13 protein-coding genes are annotated in these 17,332 nt (G+C 67.7%); 4 read left to right on the forward strand and 9 right to left on the reverse strand.

The annotated features are described in order from the left end of the window. Positions 1-74 precede the first annotated feature (74 nt). On the reverse strand, positions 75-1,352 hold the full coding sequence (gene yjeH, locus LPB260_RS10245) for an L-methionine/branched-chain amino acid transporter (RefSeq protein ID WP_208708619.1): 1,278 nt from the start codon (positions 1,350-1,352) through the stop codon (positions 75-77). Between the two features lie 136 nt (positions 1,353-1,488). Here yjeH and LPB260_RS10250 point away from each other — a divergent pair, with 136 nt between their 5' ends. From LPB260_RS10250 to LPB260_RS10260, 3 genes are read left to right on the forward strand one after another with little or no spacing between them, the layout of a single operon-like run. Then, positions 1,489-1,908 carry an Lrp/AsnC family transcriptional regulator gene (locus tag LPB260_RS10250; RefSeq protein WP_208708620.1) on the forward strand — a complete coding sequence of 140 codons (420 nt, stop codon included), beginning with the start codon at positions 1,489-1,491 and terminating at the stop codon, positions 1,906-1,908. Between the two features lie 8 nt (positions 1,909-1,916). Further along, entirely contained in the window at positions 1,917-3,137 is a 1,221-nt protein-coding gene (sbcD, locus tag LPB260_RS10255) for an exonuclease subunit SbcD (RefSeq protein ID WP_208710157.1), read from the forward strand. Continuing rightward, complete coding sequence (locus LPB260_RS10260; protein ID WP_208708621.1) at positions 3,134-6,553, forward strand: AAA family ATPase; 3,420 nt, start codon at positions 3,134-3,136, stop codon at positions 6,551-6,553. Before sbcD ends, LPB260_RS10260 begins: the two co-directional genes overlap by 4 nt. Before the next feature lie 12 nt (positions 6,554-6,565). On the opposite strand, the gene LPB260_RS10265 is transcribed toward LPB260_RS10260, so the two are convergent. After that, entirely contained in the window at positions 6,566-9,193 is a 2,628-nt protein-coding gene (locus tag LPB260_RS10265; RefSeq protein WP_208708622.1) for a bifunctional diguanylate cyclase/phosphodiesterase, read from the reverse strand. A 331-nt stretch (positions 9,194-9,524) separates the two neighbouring features. On the opposite strand from LPB260_RS10265, the gene LPB260_RS10270 reads away from it, so the two are divergent. After that, the gene (locus LPB260_RS10270) at positions 9,525-9,950 is read left to right on the forward strand and encodes a potassium channel family protein (protein ID WP_208708623.1); all 426 of its coding nucleotides are present in this window, start codon (positions 9,525-9,527) and stop codon (positions 9,948-9,950) included. Between the two features lie 22 nt (positions 9,951-9,972). On the opposite strand, the gene rlmF is transcribed toward LPB260_RS10270, so the two are convergent. The 7 genes from rlmF to LPB260_RS10305 all read right to left on the reverse strand — a co-directional run bounded on the left by rlmF (position 9,973) and on the right by LPB260_RS10305 (position 17,325). Further along, positions 9,973-10,962, reverse strand: a complete 990-nt coding sequence (gene rlmF / locus LPB260_RS10275; protein WP_208708624.1) for a 23S rRNA (adenine(1618)-N(6))-methyltransferase RlmF — start codon at positions 10,960-10,962, stop codon at positions 9,973-9,975. A 57-nt stretch (positions 10,963-11,019) separates the two neighbouring features. Then, positions 11,020-11,586 carry a VTT domain-containing protein gene (locus tag LPB260_RS10280; RefSeq protein ID WP_208708625.1) on the reverse strand — a complete coding sequence of 189 codons (567 nt, stop codon included), beginning with the start codon at positions 11,584-11,586 and terminating at the stop codon, positions 11,020-11,022. 13 nt (positions 11,587-11,599) lie between these two features. Beyond that, entirely contained in the window at positions 11,600-11,896 is a 297-nt protein-coding gene (locus LPB260_RS10285) for a helix-turn-helix domain-containing protein (RefSeq protein WP_208708626.1), read from the reverse strand. 59 nt (positions 11,897-11,955) lie between these two features. After that, positions 11,956-13,335 (reverse strand): sodium:proton antiporter NhaD, encoded by a 1,380-nt coding sequence (gene nhaD, locus LPB260_RS10290; protein WP_208708627.1) that lies wholly within the window; start codon positions 13,333-13,335, stop codon positions 11,956-11,958. A 173-nt stretch (positions 13,336-13,508) separates the two neighbouring features. Continuing rightward, positions 13,509-16,340, reverse strand: coding sequence for a valine--tRNA ligase (locus tag LPB260_RS10295; protein ID WP_208708628.1), 2,832 nt, complete (start codon positions 16,338-16,340; stop codon positions 13,509-13,511). A 121-nt stretch (positions 16,341-16,461) separates the two neighbouring features. Continuing rightward, the gene (locus LPB260_RS10300) at positions 16,462-16,896 is read right to left on the reverse strand and encodes a DNA polymerase III subunit chi (protein WP_208708629.1); all 435 of its coding nucleotides are present in this window, start codon (positions 16,894-16,896) and stop codon (positions 16,462-16,464) included. A gap of 9 nt (positions 16,897-16,905) precedes the next feature. Further along, positions 16,906-17,325 (reverse strand): DNA polymerase III subunit chi, encoded by a 420-nt coding sequence (locus LPB260_RS10305; RefSeq protein ID WP_208708630.1) that lies wholly within the window; start codon positions 17,323-17,325, stop codon positions 16,906-16,908. Positions 17,326-17,332 lie beyond the last annotated feature (7 nt).

Raw genomic sequence — 17,332 nt, forward strand, 5'->3', positions numbered from 1 at the left:
TCCTTTCGGCGGGTTCGCCCCAAGCATAGAACCAGCTGCTGTCCGCGGTCATCCCGCAGCCCGTCAGGCTGTAGCTAGAGGGTGGTGCGCGTGGCGCCCGGCAATTTGCGCGGCCGCAGGTTGCGAGCGCCGTCGAGCAGCGCCAGCAGGCCCAGCAGTCCCAGGGCATACCAGGCGTCCACGCCGAGCATCGCCAGCACCAGGGTGCAGAGCAGGGTGCTGAGCCCCGCCAGCCAGCGCCACAGGCCTTTGAGCAGATACCAGCCGGCGGCCATGCTCAGCAGGTAGATCAGCACGAAGTTGCCGTTGGCGTAGCGGATCAGCTGATCGACCGACAGCGACAGGCTCCAGGCCAGGGTCGCGCACAGGGCGCAGCTCAACACCACCAGCAGCTGGGCGCGGCCGGGCACGCCATGGCGATTGCGCCGGGCCATGGCGGCGGGCAGCTTGCCTTCGTCGGCCAGGCTCCAGATCAGCCGGGCGAAACCCTGGATATACACGTTCATCGAGGCGAAGCAGGCCAGGTAGCCGACCAGCGCGCTGAGCCAGCGGGCCTTCTCGCCCAGCAGCAGGTCGAGCATGCGTGGCAGCGAGGCGGCGTCCGAGTGCACGTCGCCATAGGCCTGGAAGCTCAGCACGGCGACCGAACAGGCCCAGTACACCAGACCGGCCAGCAGCACGCCGAGCAGCAGGGCGAGGGGGAAGTCACGCTCGGGGCGCTTGAACTCCTCGCCCAGGTGGGTGAAGGCCTCGATGCCGACGAAGCACCAGAACATCACCCCCAGCGCCGCCGGCAGCAGCTGCCAGGAGCCCTCGATGGGCGGCAGCAGCTCCTGGCGCGCCAGTGGCAGTTCGCCGACCCACCAGATCAGCGCGATGGTGGCGATGATCGCCACGGCGATGGCGCCCTGCACGGCCCCGGAGGCCTTGGCCGGGCGCTGCCCGAGCAGCAGGATGGCGCCCAGGGTGGCGAGCTGAATGGCCAGGATCTGGCCGTGGCCGAGGTCGAACAGCGCCAGCCAGAATCCGCTGGCGATGCTCAGCGCCGCCGGCAGGCCGACCGGCAGCACTGCCAGGAACAGCCAGGCACTGATGCGTTCCAGGCGTGGGCCGAAGGCGCGGCCGATCAGGTGCGGCGCGCCACCGGCATGGGGAAAGTGGCGACCCAGTTGGGCGAAGGTGAAGGCCACCGGCAGCACCAGGGCGATGAGGATCAGCCAGGCCCACAGCGAGGCCTCCCCTGCGGCCGTGGCGGCCAGGGCCGGGACGACGAAAATTCCGGTGCCCAGCAGCGAAGTGCTCAGCAGGCCGATCCCTTGCAGCAGGCCCAGTTCTTGGTTGAGGCGGCTCATGATGTATGCTCGTGCGTCCTTTTTGGCCCTGCCATGTTACGCCGCCCAGCGACCTTCGATGGCTGGCGAAGCGCCGGCTTTGACCGGCAAAATGGCGGTATTGCCCGTCAATCTGTTCTTTGCGTGAGACCCCCGAGTGGACAAGTTCGATCAGCAGATACTCGCCCTGTTGCGCGCCGACGCCCGTCTGGCCGTGAGCCAGATCGCCCGCGACATCAACCTGTCGCGCTCCGCGGTCGCCGAGCGCATTCGCCACCTGGAGCAGGCCGGGGTGATCAAGGGCTACCACGCCAGGGTCGCCGAGCCCGCCGGCGCGGCGGTCAAGGCCTACCTGGAGCTGTTCTACCAGGGCGGGCGCTGCGAGAACTACGTGCAGCGCATGCGCAGCTTCAGCGAAGTGCGCCGCTGTAGCGGCATCAGCGGCGAGACCGACATGCTGGTGTACATCGAGGCGCCGTCCATGGAGCGGCTCAGCGAGATCCGCGGACAGATCGAAAACTACCCCGGCATGCACAAGGTCAAGACCCATATGGTGGTCACGGATTGGCCGATGTGAGTGGCTCCATGCGCATCCTCCACACCTCCGACTGGCACCTCGGCCAGCACTTCATGGGCAAGACCCGCCAGGCCGAGCATCGGGCCTTCTGCGCCTGGCTGATCGAGCGGGTTCGCGAGCACGGCGTCGATGCGCTGCTGATCGCCGGCGATGTGTTCGACACCGGCGCGCCGCCCAGTTATGCCCGCGAGCAGTACAACCGCTTGATCGTCGAGCTGCGCGACAGCGGCTGCGCGCTGGTGGTGCTCGGCGGCAACCATGATTCGGTGGCCATGCTCGGCGAGAGCAAGACCCTGCTGGAGCAGCTGGGAACCCGGGTGATTCCCGGGGTGAGCGGGGACCTAGCCGAGCAGTTGCTGGTGCTCACGCGCCGCGATGGCCAGCCCGGTGCCATTCTCTGCGGCATCCCCTTCATTCGCCCGCGCGATGTGCTGCAGAGCCAGGCCGGGCAGAGCGCCGCGGACAAGCAGCAGTCCCTGCAGCAAGCGATCCAGGCGCATTACCGCGACCTGTATGCCCTGGCCGAGGCCAGGCGCGCCGAGTTGGGCGGCGACTTGCCGATCATCGCCACGGGGCACCTGACCACGGTGGGCGCCAGCGCCAGCGAGTCGGTGCGCGAGATCTACGTCGGCAGCCTGGAGGCCTTTCCCACCAGCGCCTTCCCGCCGGCCGCCTATATCGCCCTGGGGCACATCCACCGGCCGCAGAAGGTCGGCGGCCTGGAGCACATCCGCTATTGCGGCTCGCCTATCGCGCTGAGCTTCGACGAGGCGCGGCAGCAGAAGGAGGTGCTGCTGGTCGAGCTGGATGGCGGCGGCCTGCGCGAGGTCAGGGCGCTGCCGGTGCCGCGTTTCCAGCCAATGCTGTCGCTGGGCGGGACGCTGGCCGAGCTGGCGCCGGCGATCGCCGAGGCGGCGGCCCAGGGCAGCGCCGAGCGGCCGGTGTGGCTGGAGGTGCGGGTCAGTGGCGACGACTACCTGAGCGACCTGCAGCAGCGCATCGCGGCCCTGTGCGAGGGGCTGCCGGTGGAGGTGCTGCGCATTCGTCGTGAACGCGGCAATGCCGTAGCGAGCCTGTACAGCCAGGCCCGCGAGACCCTGGATGAACTGAGCGTGGACGAAGTGTTCGCCCAGCGCCTGGCCGGCGAAAGCCTGGACGAGGCCGAGCAGGCGCGCTTGCAGGCGCTGTATCGCCAGGTGGTCGGCGAATTGCGCGAGGACCAGGCATGAAGATCCTCAGCCTGCGTCTGAAGAACCTCAACTCGCTCAAGGGCGAGTGGAAGGTCGACTTCGCCGCCGAGCCGTTCGCCGGCAATGGCCTGTTCGCCATTACCGGGCCGACCGGCGCCGGCAAGACCACCCTGCTCGATGCCATCTGCCTGGCCCTGTATCACCGCACGCCGCGCATGAGCACGCTGTCGGCCAGCGGCAACGAGCTGATGACCCGGCATACCGCCGACTGCCTGGCCGAGGTCGAGTTCGAGGTCAAGGGTACCGCCTACCGCGCGTTCTGGAGCCAGCGCCGGGCACGCGACAAGCTCGACGGCGCGTTGCAGGCGCCCAAGGTGGAGCTGGCGACGGCGGACGGGCAGATCCTCAGCGACAAGATCAGCGAGAAGCTGCGCGAGACCGAGCGCCTCACCGGCCTGGATTTCGAGCGTTTCACCAAATCCATGCTGCTGGCCCAGGGGGGCTTCGCCGCGTTCCTCGAGGCGGGTGCCAACCAGCGCGCGGAACTGCTGGAGGAGCTGACCGGCACCGACATCTATGGCCAGATCTCCCAGCGCGTGTTCGAGCAGACCCGCGAGGCGAAGGCCGCCCTCGAACAATTGCGCGCCAGGGCCGAGGGCGTCGAGCTGCTGAGCGAGGAGCAGCGTGGCGAACTGCAGGCGGAGGCCGAGCGCCTTGGTGCCGAGGAAGGCGCCTTGAGCCGGCAGCAGGCCGAGTTGCAGCGCCAGCGGCAATGGCACGAGGACCTGGCCAAGGCGCAGAGCCAGGAGCAGGCCGCGGCCCTCGCCGAACAGCAGGCCCAGGCCGAATGGCAGGCGGTCCAGGCGCAGCTGGCGCGCCTGGCGGCGAGCGAACCGGCGGCCGAGTTGCAGCCGACGCATCGTGAATGGCAGCGCGCCCGGCGACAGCTGCAGGACAGTCAGGCCGAGCTGCGCCAGATCGAGAATGAACAGCGGGACATGGCCGAGGCCCTGTGCCGCTCGGCCTGGCAGGGCGAGCAGTTGAGCCGGCAGGCGCTGCAGGCGCAGCAGCAGCGCCTGGACACGCTGGGCGAGCGCTGCGCCGAGCTGTCGCAGCGCCTGGCGGTGCAGCCGCAGCGCAGCCGCCTGGGCGAGTTCCTCGGCCTCTGGGGCAGTCAGTTCGAAGCCTTGGACAAGGGGCGAGTAGAACGGCTCGAGCTGGAGTCCCGCCAGCAGCGCGTGCAGGTTCAGCTCGGCGAGGTGGCCGAGCGCCTGCAGCAACAGCAGGCGGCGCTGGACCAGGCGCAGGCGGCGCGCGCCGCGGCGCAGCAGCTGCAGGCCAGCCAGCAGGCGCAGTTGCACGAGCTGCTGGACGGCCAGGATGACGCCGCGCTGCGTGCGCAATGGCAGCAACTGCTCGAGCAGCAGCGCCAGCTGGAGCGCCTGGCGCAGTTGGCCGGCCAGCGCCGGCAGCTGGCCACGCAGCTCGCCCAGCTGCAGCCGCAACTGACCGAGCAGCAGGCCGAGCGGGCCAGGCTGAGCGCCGCGCGCGACGAATTGCGCCGGCGCTTCGGCGAACTGCGCCAGCGGCTCGCGGAGCAGAACAAGCTGCTCGAACAGGAGCGGCGCATCCAGCAACTCGAGCAGTACCGCGCCGCCCTGCAGCCTGGCGAGGCCTGCCCGCTGTGTGGCTCCTGCGAGCACCCGGCGATTGCCGAGTACCAGGCGCTGAACCTGTCGGCCACCCAGCAGGCGCTGCAGGAGACGCAGCAGGCGCTCGACGCGGTGCATGGCCAGGGCGATCGACTGAACCAGCAACTGGCCCGGGTCGAGGCGCAGATCGAGCAGCTTCAGCAGGGCCTCGAGCGTTGCCGGCAGGAGGCGCAGCAGACCGATGAGGCCTGGGCGCAGGCATGCCGACAGGCGGGCCTGGCGCTGGACGATGAGCCGGCGCTGGTGCTCGAGCAGCAGCGTGCGGACGAGCGCCAGGCCGCCCTGCAGCAGCGCCTCGGCCAGCTCGACCGGCTCAAGTCGGCGCTGCAGCAGGCCAGCGAGGCGCTGCTGCAGCGCGACGGCGAGCTGAATGCCAGCCGCAATCAGCTGGCCATGCTGGAAAAGGACCGGCTTAACCTGGAGCAGGCGTTGCGCGACGCCGGCCAGCGCCTGGAGCAGCTGGCCGTGGCCCAGGCCGCGGAGCGCCAGCGTCTGGCTGACAGCCTGGCCGAGCTGGACTATCGGCTGCCGGAGGATGGCGCCGCCTGGTTGGCCGAGCGCGGCCGCGAGTGGCAGGCCTGGCAGCAGGACCGCCAGCAGCTGCAGGAGCTGACGCAGCAGCAAGGCGAACTGCGGCACCTGCTCAGCCGTGACGACGAGCAGGCCCGGCTCTGGCAGCAGCGCTGGCGCGACCAGCAGCGGGACGACCTCGCCGCGCTGCCGGCGGTGGCCGAGCCGCACGCCGCCTTGCAGCAGCTGGAGCGCGATTGGGCGCAGGCGCAGCAGCGCCATCTGCACTTGCAAGGCGGCGCGCAGTCGCTGCAGCGGCGCATCGAGAGCGAACGCCAGGGCCTCGAGGCGGCCTCCGGCGCCTGGCAAGCCGCGCTGGCGCTCAGCCCCTTCGCCGATGAGGCGGCCTTTCTCGCGGCCGTGCTGGACGATCGGCAGCGCCGCGAGCTGCGCGAACTGCAGGCGCGCCTGCAGCGCGCCCTGAACGAGGCCCAGGCCCTGGCCCAGGCGGCCAGGCAGCAGGTGGCCGAGCTACAGGCCGGTGGCCAGGCCGAGTCGGACCGTGAACAGCTGGAGGCGCGCCTGCTGGAGGTCGGCGGGCAGCTGAAGGGCCTGAGTCAGCGCCAGGGCGAAATCCGCGCGCAGCTGCAGGGCGACGCCGCGCGTCGGCTGAACCAGCAGGCGCTGTTCGCGGCGATCGACGCCCGCCAGGCCGACTACGACCTGTGGCAGCAGCTCAACAGCCTGATCGGCTCGGCCGATGGCGCCAAGTACCGCAAGTTCGCCCAGGGCCTGACCCTCGATCACCTGGTCTACCTGGCCAATCGTCAGCTCGAGCGCCTGCACGGCCGCTACCAGCTGGCGCGCAAGGCCGGTGGCGAGCTGGAGCTCGAGGTGATCGACACCTGGCAGGCCGACGTGGCCCGCGACACCCGGACCCTGTCCGGCGGCGAAAGCTTCCTGGTCAGCCTGGCCCTGGCGCTGGCGCTGTCCGATCTGGTCAGCCACAAAACCAGCATCGACTCGCTGTTCCTCGACGAAGGCTTCGGCACTCTCGACGGCGAGACCCTGGAGGTAGCCCTGGATGCCCTCGACAGCCTCAATGCCAGCGGCAAGATGATCGGCGTGATCAGCCATGTCGAGGCGCTCAAGGAACGTATCCCGGTGCAGCTGAAGGTGCACAAGGGCATCGGCCTGGGCTACAGCGGCCTGGACAAGCGCTTCGCCCTGTAGCGGCCGGCGGCGCTAGGTGGGCTGCGAGGCGTGGCCTTGGCTTGGCGTCCAGTCGGGGCAGGGCTGATGCAGCTCATGCGCGGCCTCGAAAGCCGTCCAGTCGAAGCCCCGGGCGAACGGCTCGACCTGCTCCGGCGGCAACGGCCGGGCGATCAGGTAGCCCTGCATCCAGTTGCTGCCGACCGCGCTCAGCCTGGCGAACTGCTCGGCGGTTTCGATGCCCTCGGCGATGACCTTGAGCCCGAGGCGCTGGGCCAGCGCCGCGAGCGTTTCGCAGATGGCCAGGCCCTGCTCGGTGTGGGTGTCGGTGACGAAGCTGCGGTCGATCTTCAGCACGTCCAGCGGCAGCTGGCGCAGGTAGCTGAACGACGAGTAGCCGGTGCCGAAATCGTCCAGGGCCACCTTGACGCCGAGCGCGCGCAGCTCGTGCAGCAGGCAGATATTGGCTTGCGGATTCTGCATCAGCATCGATTCGGTCAGCTCCAGGCTCAGGGCCTCGGCCTGGATGCCGGTGCTCTGGATGGTGTCCCGCAGACGTTCGGCGAAGCCTGGTTGGTTCAGTTGCCTGATCGAGACGTTGACGCACATCTGCTTGATCGGCGACGCCTGGTCCTGCCAGGTCTTGAGCTGGCGGCAGGCGGTTTCCAGGGTCCACTGGCCGACGTCGAGAATCAGCGCCGACTGCTCGAGCATGGTGATGAAGTCCGCTGGGTAGATCAGCCCGAGGGTCGGGTGTTGCCAGCGGATCAGCGCCTCGACGCAATCGATCTGGCCGCTGGCCAGGTTCAGTTCCGGTTGGTAGTGCAGGGTGAATTGCCCCTGGGCCAGGGCCGAGTGCAGGTCGCTGAGCAGCTGCAGGCGCTGCCGCGATTTCTCGTCGAGGTCCTGCTGGAACACCACGGTCTGCCCACGGCCCTGGCGTTTGGCCAGGTACATGGCGGTATCGGCGCTGCGCAACAGTACCGTACCGTCGTTGCCATGCTCCGGATACAGGGCGATGCCGATGCTCGCGTGCACGTAGATCTGCTCGCGGCCCAGGCTGATGGGCTCGCTCAGGCTCTGCTGCAGGCGTTCGGCGATGCCCAGGATCTGCTCCAGGCTGGACTGGTCCGGCAACAGCACGAGGAACTCGTCACCACCGAGGCGGCCGACCATCGAGGCGTGCTCATCCTGTGTGTCCTCGTCCATGGGCAGCTGAAACACCTCGTCCGAGGCCCGCAGGCTCTGCACGAAGCGCTGCGCGACCTCGATCAGCAGGCGATCGCCCACTTCGTGGCCGAGGGTGTCGTTGACCTCCTTGAAATCGTCCAGGTCGATCATCAGCACGGCATAGCGCTCGCGTCTGGGCGGCCTGCGGCTCAGCGCGCTGGACAGCAGCTCGGCGACCAGGCGCCGGTTGGGCAGGCCGGTCAGGGCGTCGTAGTTGGCCATCCGGGTCAGGGTCCGGGTGGAGCGCCGCTGCACCGCGAAGACCCGCGCCACGGCCAGCCCCAGGCCGGCCAGGAGCAGGCTGAGCAGTCCCAGGCGCAGCCACATCTCACGCTGGATGGGGGCGATCGCCGCGGCCAGGTCGGCCGCCGACTTGAAGCGCTGCAGCTGCCAGGCCGAGGTGTAGGGCAACTCGACCGGCTGTTCGAGGTGGATGGCCGGCTGCTCCAGGCCCGCGAGGAAACGCGGCAGCAGGTGACTGCGTCTGTCCATGATGCGGTCGCCGGTCTCGCGATTCTCCAGCACGTATTCGCCCGGCGCAGCGTCGAGGTCGATCCGCTGCTGGGCCAGGATCTCGAGGTCCAGTTCGGTGATCGGCAGCCGCGGCCAGCCGAGCAGCGTGGCTTCCAGCACGTTGGCGCGCAGCACGGCGGTCACCAGTCCCTTGAACCGCTTGCTGGTCAGGTCATAGATCGGGGTGGACAGCAGCAGGCCGTGGCTGTCGCGCTCGTCGCCGTTGGCCAGCGAGGTGTACTGGGAGTTGTCGCAGGTGCGCAGCAACTCCGAGGTGACGGCGGCGATCCCCTGCGGGGCTTCGGCCGGCAGCATCGGCGCGAAGCGGCGCAAATGATCGAGCTGGCGCACGTATTCGTCGTATTCGGCCGCCTCGTACTCTTCGGGTTCGTCGGCGTCGTGGGTGGGCTCGGCCTGCTTGGCCCGGCTGATGCGCTCGAGCAGCACCTGGTCGAACATCAGGAAGGGCACCTGGCCGCGCGTAGGGTCGAAGCCGTCGTAGACCAGATAGATTTCCGATAGGTCGATATCGGCGGCGATGTGGTTGTACAGCTGCTGGATGATGGTGGCGTCGCTGTCGCGAAAGTGGCCCTGCTCGACGACATCCTCGTCGTCGCTTTGACGATTGAGCGGTGTCGCGGCGCGAACCGCCGGTAGCAGCGAGATGGTCCTGATGGTGAGGTAGGTGCGCTCGAGCATCCCCGCCAGGGTTTGCGCCATGGCGCGGGTTTCGATGGCCATCTCGGTGCGGATCTTGGCTTGCGTATCGACCGCCAGGTGCCGGGCGTCACGGTAGATGGCCAGCGCGCCGATCAGCCACAGGAACACGAAGCCGAGGGCAATGGAATACCGCGCCCATCCTCGAAGGCGGCGCTTCGACCTGGCTGTCGGCTTGGGGCGAGCGGACTGATTGCTCATGGTTCCAGCCATTCCTTGCACCTGAGTTCTGGGCATAGGGTGGCGACGTTCGCCGCCGCCCGAGCCACCCGCTTGCGTCCAACCGACGAAAGTCGCCGGTCGCTAGGCTTCGCTGGCATATGGGCTTATAGCCTAGTCGTGGGGCATCTGGCGAGCCATGGGGCGCGGGCGGTACGTGGCATGTCGCTGGCTGGCCTTTGCGGCGGAGCGCGCGTGCCGGCCCTCTGCGGTCGAGCCGGTGGCCTGGCGCGCGGCCCGACGCCATACTGGTGGCCAAAGCGTGGCCGGCAAGCTGCGCCCTTCCTGCAAACCCTCCGCACCAGGGGCTTCCGTGCTCAGCGTATTTTTCGTCAACAGCCTGGTGGTGATCGCCGCGGTGATCATCCACTACGAGTTCCTCTATCGCCTCACCCAGTTGCTGCCGAAACTCAGGGTTCGCCATCGTTTTCGCCTGGTGCTGGGCGTCGGCGGGGCGCTGCTGGCCCATGCGGTCGAGGTGTGGCTATTCGCTTTCGCCTATTTCCTCATGCACAGCGCCGACGGCTGGGGCCGGCTGGAGGGCAACTTCGACGGCAGCTTCATGGCCTGTGTGTACTTCTCCTTCACCACCTTCACCACCCTGGGCTTCGGCGACATCGAGCCACTGGGCGAGCTGCGCTATTTGACCGGGATCGAAGCGCTGACCGGGCTGGTGCTGATCACCTGGACGGCCTCGTTCCTCTTCGTGGAAATGCAGCGCTACTGGCGCTCAAGCTAGCGCCTGGCGTCGCGCAGAGGGCCTACTGCCAGCGCGCCTGGCGCCAGCGCTGGTGCTGTTCGGCGCCCTGGAAGGTCCAGGCGACGAAACGGCTCTGCTTCTGTCCCTGGGCCATTTCCACGGTACGCACCTCGCGGGCGCCGGCTTTCTGCAGGGCGGCATGCACGCCGGGCAGGTTGCTGGCCTTGGACACCAGGGTGCTGAACCACAGCACCTGCTCCGGGCACTGCGCGCTTTCGCGGATCAGCCGGCCGATAAAGGCCGCCTCGCCGCCCTGGCACCAGAGTTCGGCGGCCTGGCCGCCGAAGTTCAGCAGCGGCAGCTTGCGCTTGGGGTCGAGCTTGCCCAGGTTGCGCCACTTGCGCTTGCTGCCGCTGGCCGCTTCGGCGGCCGAGGCATGGAAGGGCGGGTTGCACAGGCTCAGGTCGAAGCGCTCGTCGGCCTGCAGCAGGCCCTGGAAGATGTGCTCGGCGTCGCCCTGCTGGCGCAGTTCGATGGCCTCGCTCAGGCCCGGGTTGCTCTGCACGATGGCCCTGGCCGAGGCGATGGCGCTGGCGGCGATGTCGGCACCGAGGAAACGCCAGCCGTACTCGCGGTTCCCCAGCAAGGGATAGATGCAGTTGGCGCCGACGCCGATGTCCAGGGCGCGCACCCGGACGCCGCGCGGGATCTCGCCGCCGTTGCCGGCGGCCAGCAGGTCGGCCAGGTAGTGCAGGTAGTCGGCGCGACCGGGGATCGGCGGGCACAGGTAGTCCGCCGGAATGTCCCAGTGATCGATGCCGTAGAACTGCTTGAGCAGGGCGCGGTTGAACACCTTGACCGCCGCCGGGTTGGCGAAGTCGATGCTCTGCTTGCCGTAGGGGTTGAGGATGACGAACTCAGCCAGTTCCGGGCTGGCCGCGATCAGCGCGGGGAAGTCGTAGCGGCCCTGGTGGCGGTTGCGCGGGTGCAGCTGGCCCTTGTCTGCCTGGACGGCGGGTTTTGGCGGGCTGGGGCGTTGGCGGCGAGACATGGTAATCCGTGGGGACGAGAACTGGCCGGGGCATTATTCACAATGCGGCGGCCGTGGCTAGCCGCTGGCGATATTCAGCCACATGGCCAGGTAGTCGAAGAACAGGCAATACAGGGCGATCGGCAGCGGCAGGCCGAGCAGGGTGCCGAGCAGGTAATGGCGAAAGGGCACCCCGGCCAGGGCCAGGCTGTAGTTCAGCGCCGGAACGGTCTGGAACAGCATGCGCAGGGCGACGATGCTGGCCAGCGGATGCCGGTCCAGGCCCGCCAGCAGGCGCTGGGCCAGGGGGCTGTCGAGTGTGCGCAAGGCATTGCCGCCGAGCAGGCGGATGATGAAGAAGGTGAACACGCAGGAGAAACTGGCGGCCAGGTAGGTGGCCAGGCCGCCCTGGACCCGGCCCAGGGCCAGCACGGCGGCGGCGAGGAACAGCCAGCCGGGGATCTGGATCAGGTTGCCGAGGGCGAACAGCAGGGTGAACAGCAGCAGGCCGAGCACCGGGTGCATCAGGATCAGTTGCTGCAACGCTTGCAGGTTGAACTGGGCGCGCAGGCCCAGGACCTCGAACAGCAGGAACAGGCCGAGGAGGAACAGGACCACCAGCAGCAGGCGGAGGGAGCTGCGCATGCCAGGCTCCGGATCAGGGATACCCGAGTATGGCCTTGATCTGCGCCAGGTGGCTGGCGATCCACTGCGGGTCGATGGCGCCCCAGTCGCGGATCGCATAGTGGCCGGCGTTGTTGCGTTCACCTTCCTGCTGGACGAATTCGCAGTGGATATCCAGGTCGGCGAGGGCGCTCAGGGTGTCCTGGGCGGTGCGTCGCGGCATGCCGGTGACGGCCATCAGCTCCGGCACGCTGCGCGCGTTGCCACTGTCGATCAGCCAGGCGACGTACAGGCGCCGGTAGAAACTGCTGCGGGTTTTGCTGATTTCCATGGCATGCACCTTGAGAAAGGCAACGGGCGCCTGGCGAAGCACCCGTGCTATTCCATGAGCTAGAGGGCGAAGATGGCCATATAGGTCATCGCACCGGCGATATAGCCGGCGAAGGCCAGGCCGGTAATGTACTTGAGGTACCAGAGAAAGTTGATTTTCTCCATGCCCATGGCGGCCACGCCGGCCGCCGAGCCGATGATCAGGCAGCTGCCGCCGGTGCCGGCGCAGTAGGCGAGCATCTCCCAGAAGTTGCCGTTGACCACGAAATTGCTCAGCCACGGCACCTCAGCGGCGGCGGCCTCTGCCAGGGCTTGCGGGCTGACCAGCGGGTACATCTTCATGGCGCCAGCGACCATCGGCACGTTGTCCACGAGGGCCGAGAGCAGGCCGATGGAAATGGCGATGCTGTAGATGTTGCCCAGGCTGTCCTTGAGGTAGGTCGCCACCTCGAGCAGGTGGCCGGCGGTCGACAGGCTGGAGACCGCCAGCAGGATGCCGAGGAAGAACAGAACGCTGGGTACGTCTACGCGGCGCAGTACGCCGACCACCGAGAGCGGGTCTTTATCTTCGCTGTTCTTGCTGCGGTGGATGATTTCGGTGGTGATCCAGAGGATGCCCAGGCCGAAGAGGATGCCCATGTAAGGCGGCAGCCCGGTGACGGTCTTGAATACCGGGACGAACACCAGCGCAGCCAGGCCTAGGCAGAACACCAGATTGCGTTCGAAGGGGGTCGTGGGGTCCCGGCGGCTCTCCAGGGTTTCCTTGGGCTTTGGCGCCTTGATGTCACCCTTGAGCACGAAACTCATGATGATCAACGGGACCAGCAGGCACACCAGGCTTGGCACGATCAGCTTGACCACGATACCGCTGGCGGTGATCTGGTGGCCGATCCACAGCATGGTGGTGGTGACGTCGCCGATCGGCGACCAGGCGCCGCCGGAGTTGGCGGCGATGACCACGATGCCGGCGTAGAACCAGCGTTCGTGCTGGTCGGCGATCAGCTTGCGCAGCAGGGAGATCATGACGATGGTGGTGGCCAGGTTGTCCAGCGCGGCGGACAGGAAGAAGGTGATCAGCCCGACCAGCCAGAGCAGGTGTACGCGCTTGGTGGTGCGGATGCGGTCGGTGATGACCTTGAAGCCTTCGTGGGCGTCGATCAGCTCGACGATGGTCATGGCGCCCATCAGGAAGAACAGGATTTCCGAGATCTCGCCGAGGTGATGACGCAGTTCGCTCACTGCATAGTGAGCACCGTCGCTACTGCCATGCTCCAGGGCGGCGGCAATCAGCGGGGTGATGCTTTCGGCGCCGAGCACCAGTACGGTCCAGGCCAACACGGCGGTCAGCAGGGCCGAGGCCGCTTTGTCGATCTTCAGCGGGTGCTCGAGGGCGATACACAGGTAGCCGAGTATGAATATCAGGGCCATTAGGGCGTACATAGGCGGGTTCCAGTCAGCAGGTTGTTGTTATTCGGGTCTGAAAGCGGCGGGGAGCATGCCTCAAGCACAGGGTCCGTGGAAAGGCTTGCGCCGCGCCTGGGCGCCTCGCGGCCAAGCGCTAGGCGCTGCCACGGGTGCAAAAAGGCCCGCACGGGGCGGGCCTTTCACTTGGCTTAGAGGCTGGCGATGCGGGCGCGCTGGTCGACCAGCTTGCCCAGGGCCTGTTCCGCCTCGGCGAGCTTGGCGCGCTCCTTGTCGAGCACCTCGGCCGGCGCCTTGGCGACGAAGCCCTCATTGGCGAGCTTGCCGCCGACGCGCTTGACCTCGCCGTCCAGACGGGCGATTTCCTTGTCCAGGCGGGCCAGTTCGGCGTCCTTGTCGATCAGCCCGGCCATCGGCACCAGCACCTGCATCTCGCCGACCAGGGCGGTGGCGGACATCGGCGCTTCTTCGCCGGCCGCCAGCACCCGCACCGACTCCAGCTTGGCCAGCTTGTTCAGCAGCGGCAGGTTGTCGGCCAGGCGGCGTTGGTCTACGTCGCTGGCGTTCTGCAGGATGATGTCGATGCGCTTGGCCATGGAGATCTTCATCTCGCCGCGAATCTGCCGCAGGCCGAGCATCAGCTGCTTGACCCACTCGATGTCGCCTTCGGCGGCGGCGTCGATGCGGCTCTCATTGGCCACCGGCCAGGCCTGCAGCATGATGGTCTCGCCGCTGACGCCAGCTTGCGCCTTGATCCGCTGCCAGATCTCTTCGGTGATGAATGGCATGAACGGGTGGGCCAGGCGCAGGGCCACTTCCAGCACGCGGATCAGCGTGCGGCGGGTGCCACGCTGGCGCTCGATCGGTGCGTTCTCGTCCCACAGCACCGGCTTGACCAGCTCCAGGTACCAGGCGCAGTACTCGTCCCAGATGAATTCGTACAGGGCCTGGGCGGCCAGGTCGAAGCGGAAGGCGTCGAGCTGGCGGGTCACTTCGGCTTCGGTGCGCTGCAGGGCGGAGATGATCCAGCGATCCACCGAGGACAGCTCCACCGGCTCGCCATTCACGCCGGTGTCCTGGCCGTCGGTGTTTTCCAGGACGAAGTTCGCGGCGTTCCAGATCTTGTTGCAGAAGTTGCGGTAACCCTCGACCCGGCCCATGTCGAACTTGATGTCGCGGCCGGTGGAGGCCAGCGCCAGGTTGGTGAAGCGCAGGGCGTCGGTGCCGTAGGCGGCGATGCCTTCGGGGAACTCGGCACGGGTCTGCTTGGCGATCTTCTCCGCCAGCTTGGGCTGCATCATGCCGCTGGTGCGCTTCTCCAGCAGGGCGTCGAGGCTGATGCCGTCGACGATGTCCAGCGGGTCGAGCACGTTGCCCTTGGACTTGGACATCTTCTGCCCCTGGCTGTCGCGGACCAGGCCGTGCACGTACACGGTCTTGAACGGGATCTGCCCGGTCAGGTGGGTCGACAGCATGATCATCCGGGCGACCCAGAAGAAGATGATGTCGAAGCCTGTTACAAGAACATCCGTGGGGTGGAAGGTCTTCAGGTAGTCGGTCTGCTGCGGCCAGCCGAGGGTGGAGAAGGTCCACAGGCCGGAGCTGAACCAGGTGTCCAGCACGTCTTCGTCCTGGCGCAGGTTGGCGTCGCCGAGGTTGTGGGTGGCGCGCACCTCGGCCTCGTCACGACCGACATAGACGTTGCCGGCGTCGTCGTACCAGGCCGGGATGCGGTGGCCCCACCATAGCTGGCGGCTGATGCACCAGTCCTGGATGTCACGCATCCAGCTGAAGTACATGTTCTCGTACTGCTTGGGCACGAACTGGATCTCGCCGCTTTCCACCACGGCGATGGCCTTCTCGGCCAGCGGCTTGGTGCTGACGTACCACTGGTCGGTCAGCCACGGCTCGATGATGGTGCCGGAACGGTCGCCCTTCGGCACCTTCAGCGCATGCTCGTCGATCTTCTCCAGCAGGCCGGCGGCCTCGAAGGCGGCAACGATCTGCTTGCGCGCGACGAAACGGTCCAGGCCGGCGTATTCGCCCGGTAGGCGGCCGTCGACCTGGCTGTTGACGCTGCCGTCGATGTTGAACACCTGGGCCTGCGCCAGCACCGCGGCGTTCTTGTCGAAGATGTTGATCAGCGGCAGGTTGTGGCGCTTGCCCACTTCATAGTCGTTGAAGTCGTGGGCCGGGGTGATCTTCACGCAGCCGGTGCCGAACTCGGGATCGCAATAGTCGTCGGCGATGATCGGAATGCGCCGGCCGACCAGGGGCAGCTCGACGAAGGTGCCGATCAGCGCCTGGTAGCGCTCGTCGTCCGGGTGCACGGCCACGGCGGCGTCGCCGAGCATGGTTTCCGGGCGGGTGGTGGCGACGATCAGGTAGTTCTTGCCGTCGGCGGTCTTGTGGCCGTCGGCCAGCGGGTAGCGCAGGTTCCACAGGCTGCCCTTCTCGTCGTGGTTTTCCACTTCGAGGTCGGAGATGGCGGTGTGGAACTTGGTGTCCCAGTTGACCAGGCGCTTGCCGCGGTAGATCAGGCCGTCCTGGTGCAGGCGCACGAAGGCTTCCTTGACCGCCTCGGACAGGCCCTCGTCCATGGTGAAGCGCTCGCGCGACCAGTCCACCGAGCTGCCCAGGCGACGGATCTGCCGGGTGATGGTGCCGCCGGACTGCTCCTTCCATTCCCAGACCTTCTCCAGGAATTTCTCGCGGCCCAGGTCGTGGCGACCGATGCCGTCGGCGGCTAGCTGGCGCTCGACCACCATCTGGGTGGCGATCCCCGCGTGGTCGGTGCCCGGCTGCCACAGGGTGTTGCGCCCCTGCATGCGGCGGAAGCGGATCAGCGCATCCATGATCGCGTTGTTGAAGCCATGGCCCATGTGCAGGCTGCCGGTGACGTTCGGCGGCGGGATCATGATGGTGTAGGGCTCGCCCGAACCCTGTGGGGCGAAGTAATTGTTCGCCTCCCAGTTCTCGTACAGGGCGGTTTCAATGGCGTGCGGCTGGTAGGTCTTGTCCATGCGCGGCGGGACCCTTTTGACGGCTGATCGGAAAAGCCGGCAAGTATAACGGGGAAGGCGTGGAGGGCGTAAGGCCGCGCGCGGGGAAGCTGACTGGTGGGGCGAGCGTCGTCGGCGGCTGTCAGTTGCGGCGCGGCGGCAGCAGGCGGGTCAGGCGCGCCTCCAGGCGGCGCTTGAGCTCGGCCTCGATCTGCGGCACGAAATCGTCGATGACATCCTGCAGGATCAGCTGGGCGGCGGCACGCAGTTCGCTGTCCAGGCGCTTCATCTCGGCGCCGCTGTCGCGTTGCACCGCCTGCTCCAGGGCGCTGCGCAGGTCTGCCGGGGTGCTGGGCTGGGCCGGCTTGGCCGTTGCCGTGGGGCGGTAGCTGGGCGCCGGAGCCGGGGTGGTTGTCGCGGGTGCGCTGACGATGTCCGAGAGCACGGGGATGCTGTCCGGGTCGAGGGCGTCGACCAGCAGCGGCGGCTCGAGGTCCTGGTCGCCCAGGAGTTCGCGGATCGACTCCAGGTCGTTCAGCAGCTGGGTGGGTTTGTGCGGCGGCTTCGGTTTGTCCATGGCGGGCGGCTAGAGGTCGACTCGTTTGGGATCATAGCCGCGTTGGCGGTAGCTGCGGAAATTCTCCCGGCAGGCGGTCAGCAGGTCCGCTTCCTGGTTGACGATCTCGATGACCCGGCTGAAGCGATCGACGAGCGGCGAGAGGCTCGGATTGAGATTGATCAGCACGCCTTGCTCGGCCGCCGGCGGCTCATCCTGACCGATCACCACCGGGGCGTGCGGATCGTCCTGGTGCAGCTCGTGGGGCACGAAGGCCTCCGCCTTGAAACGCCACAGCAGCTCATCCAGTTCCGCGCACTGCTGGGCATCGGTGCCGCGCAGGAACACCGGCAGGCCGGCGCGCCAGGCCTTCATCGCCAGCTGGCAGGCGGCGCGCAGGCGTTCGGCCGGGGTGGCGGAGGAGAGGACGTAGAACTCGATTCGGGGCATGGCGACT

The sequence above is a fragment of the Pseudomonas sp. LPB0260 genome, from assembly GCF_013388395.1.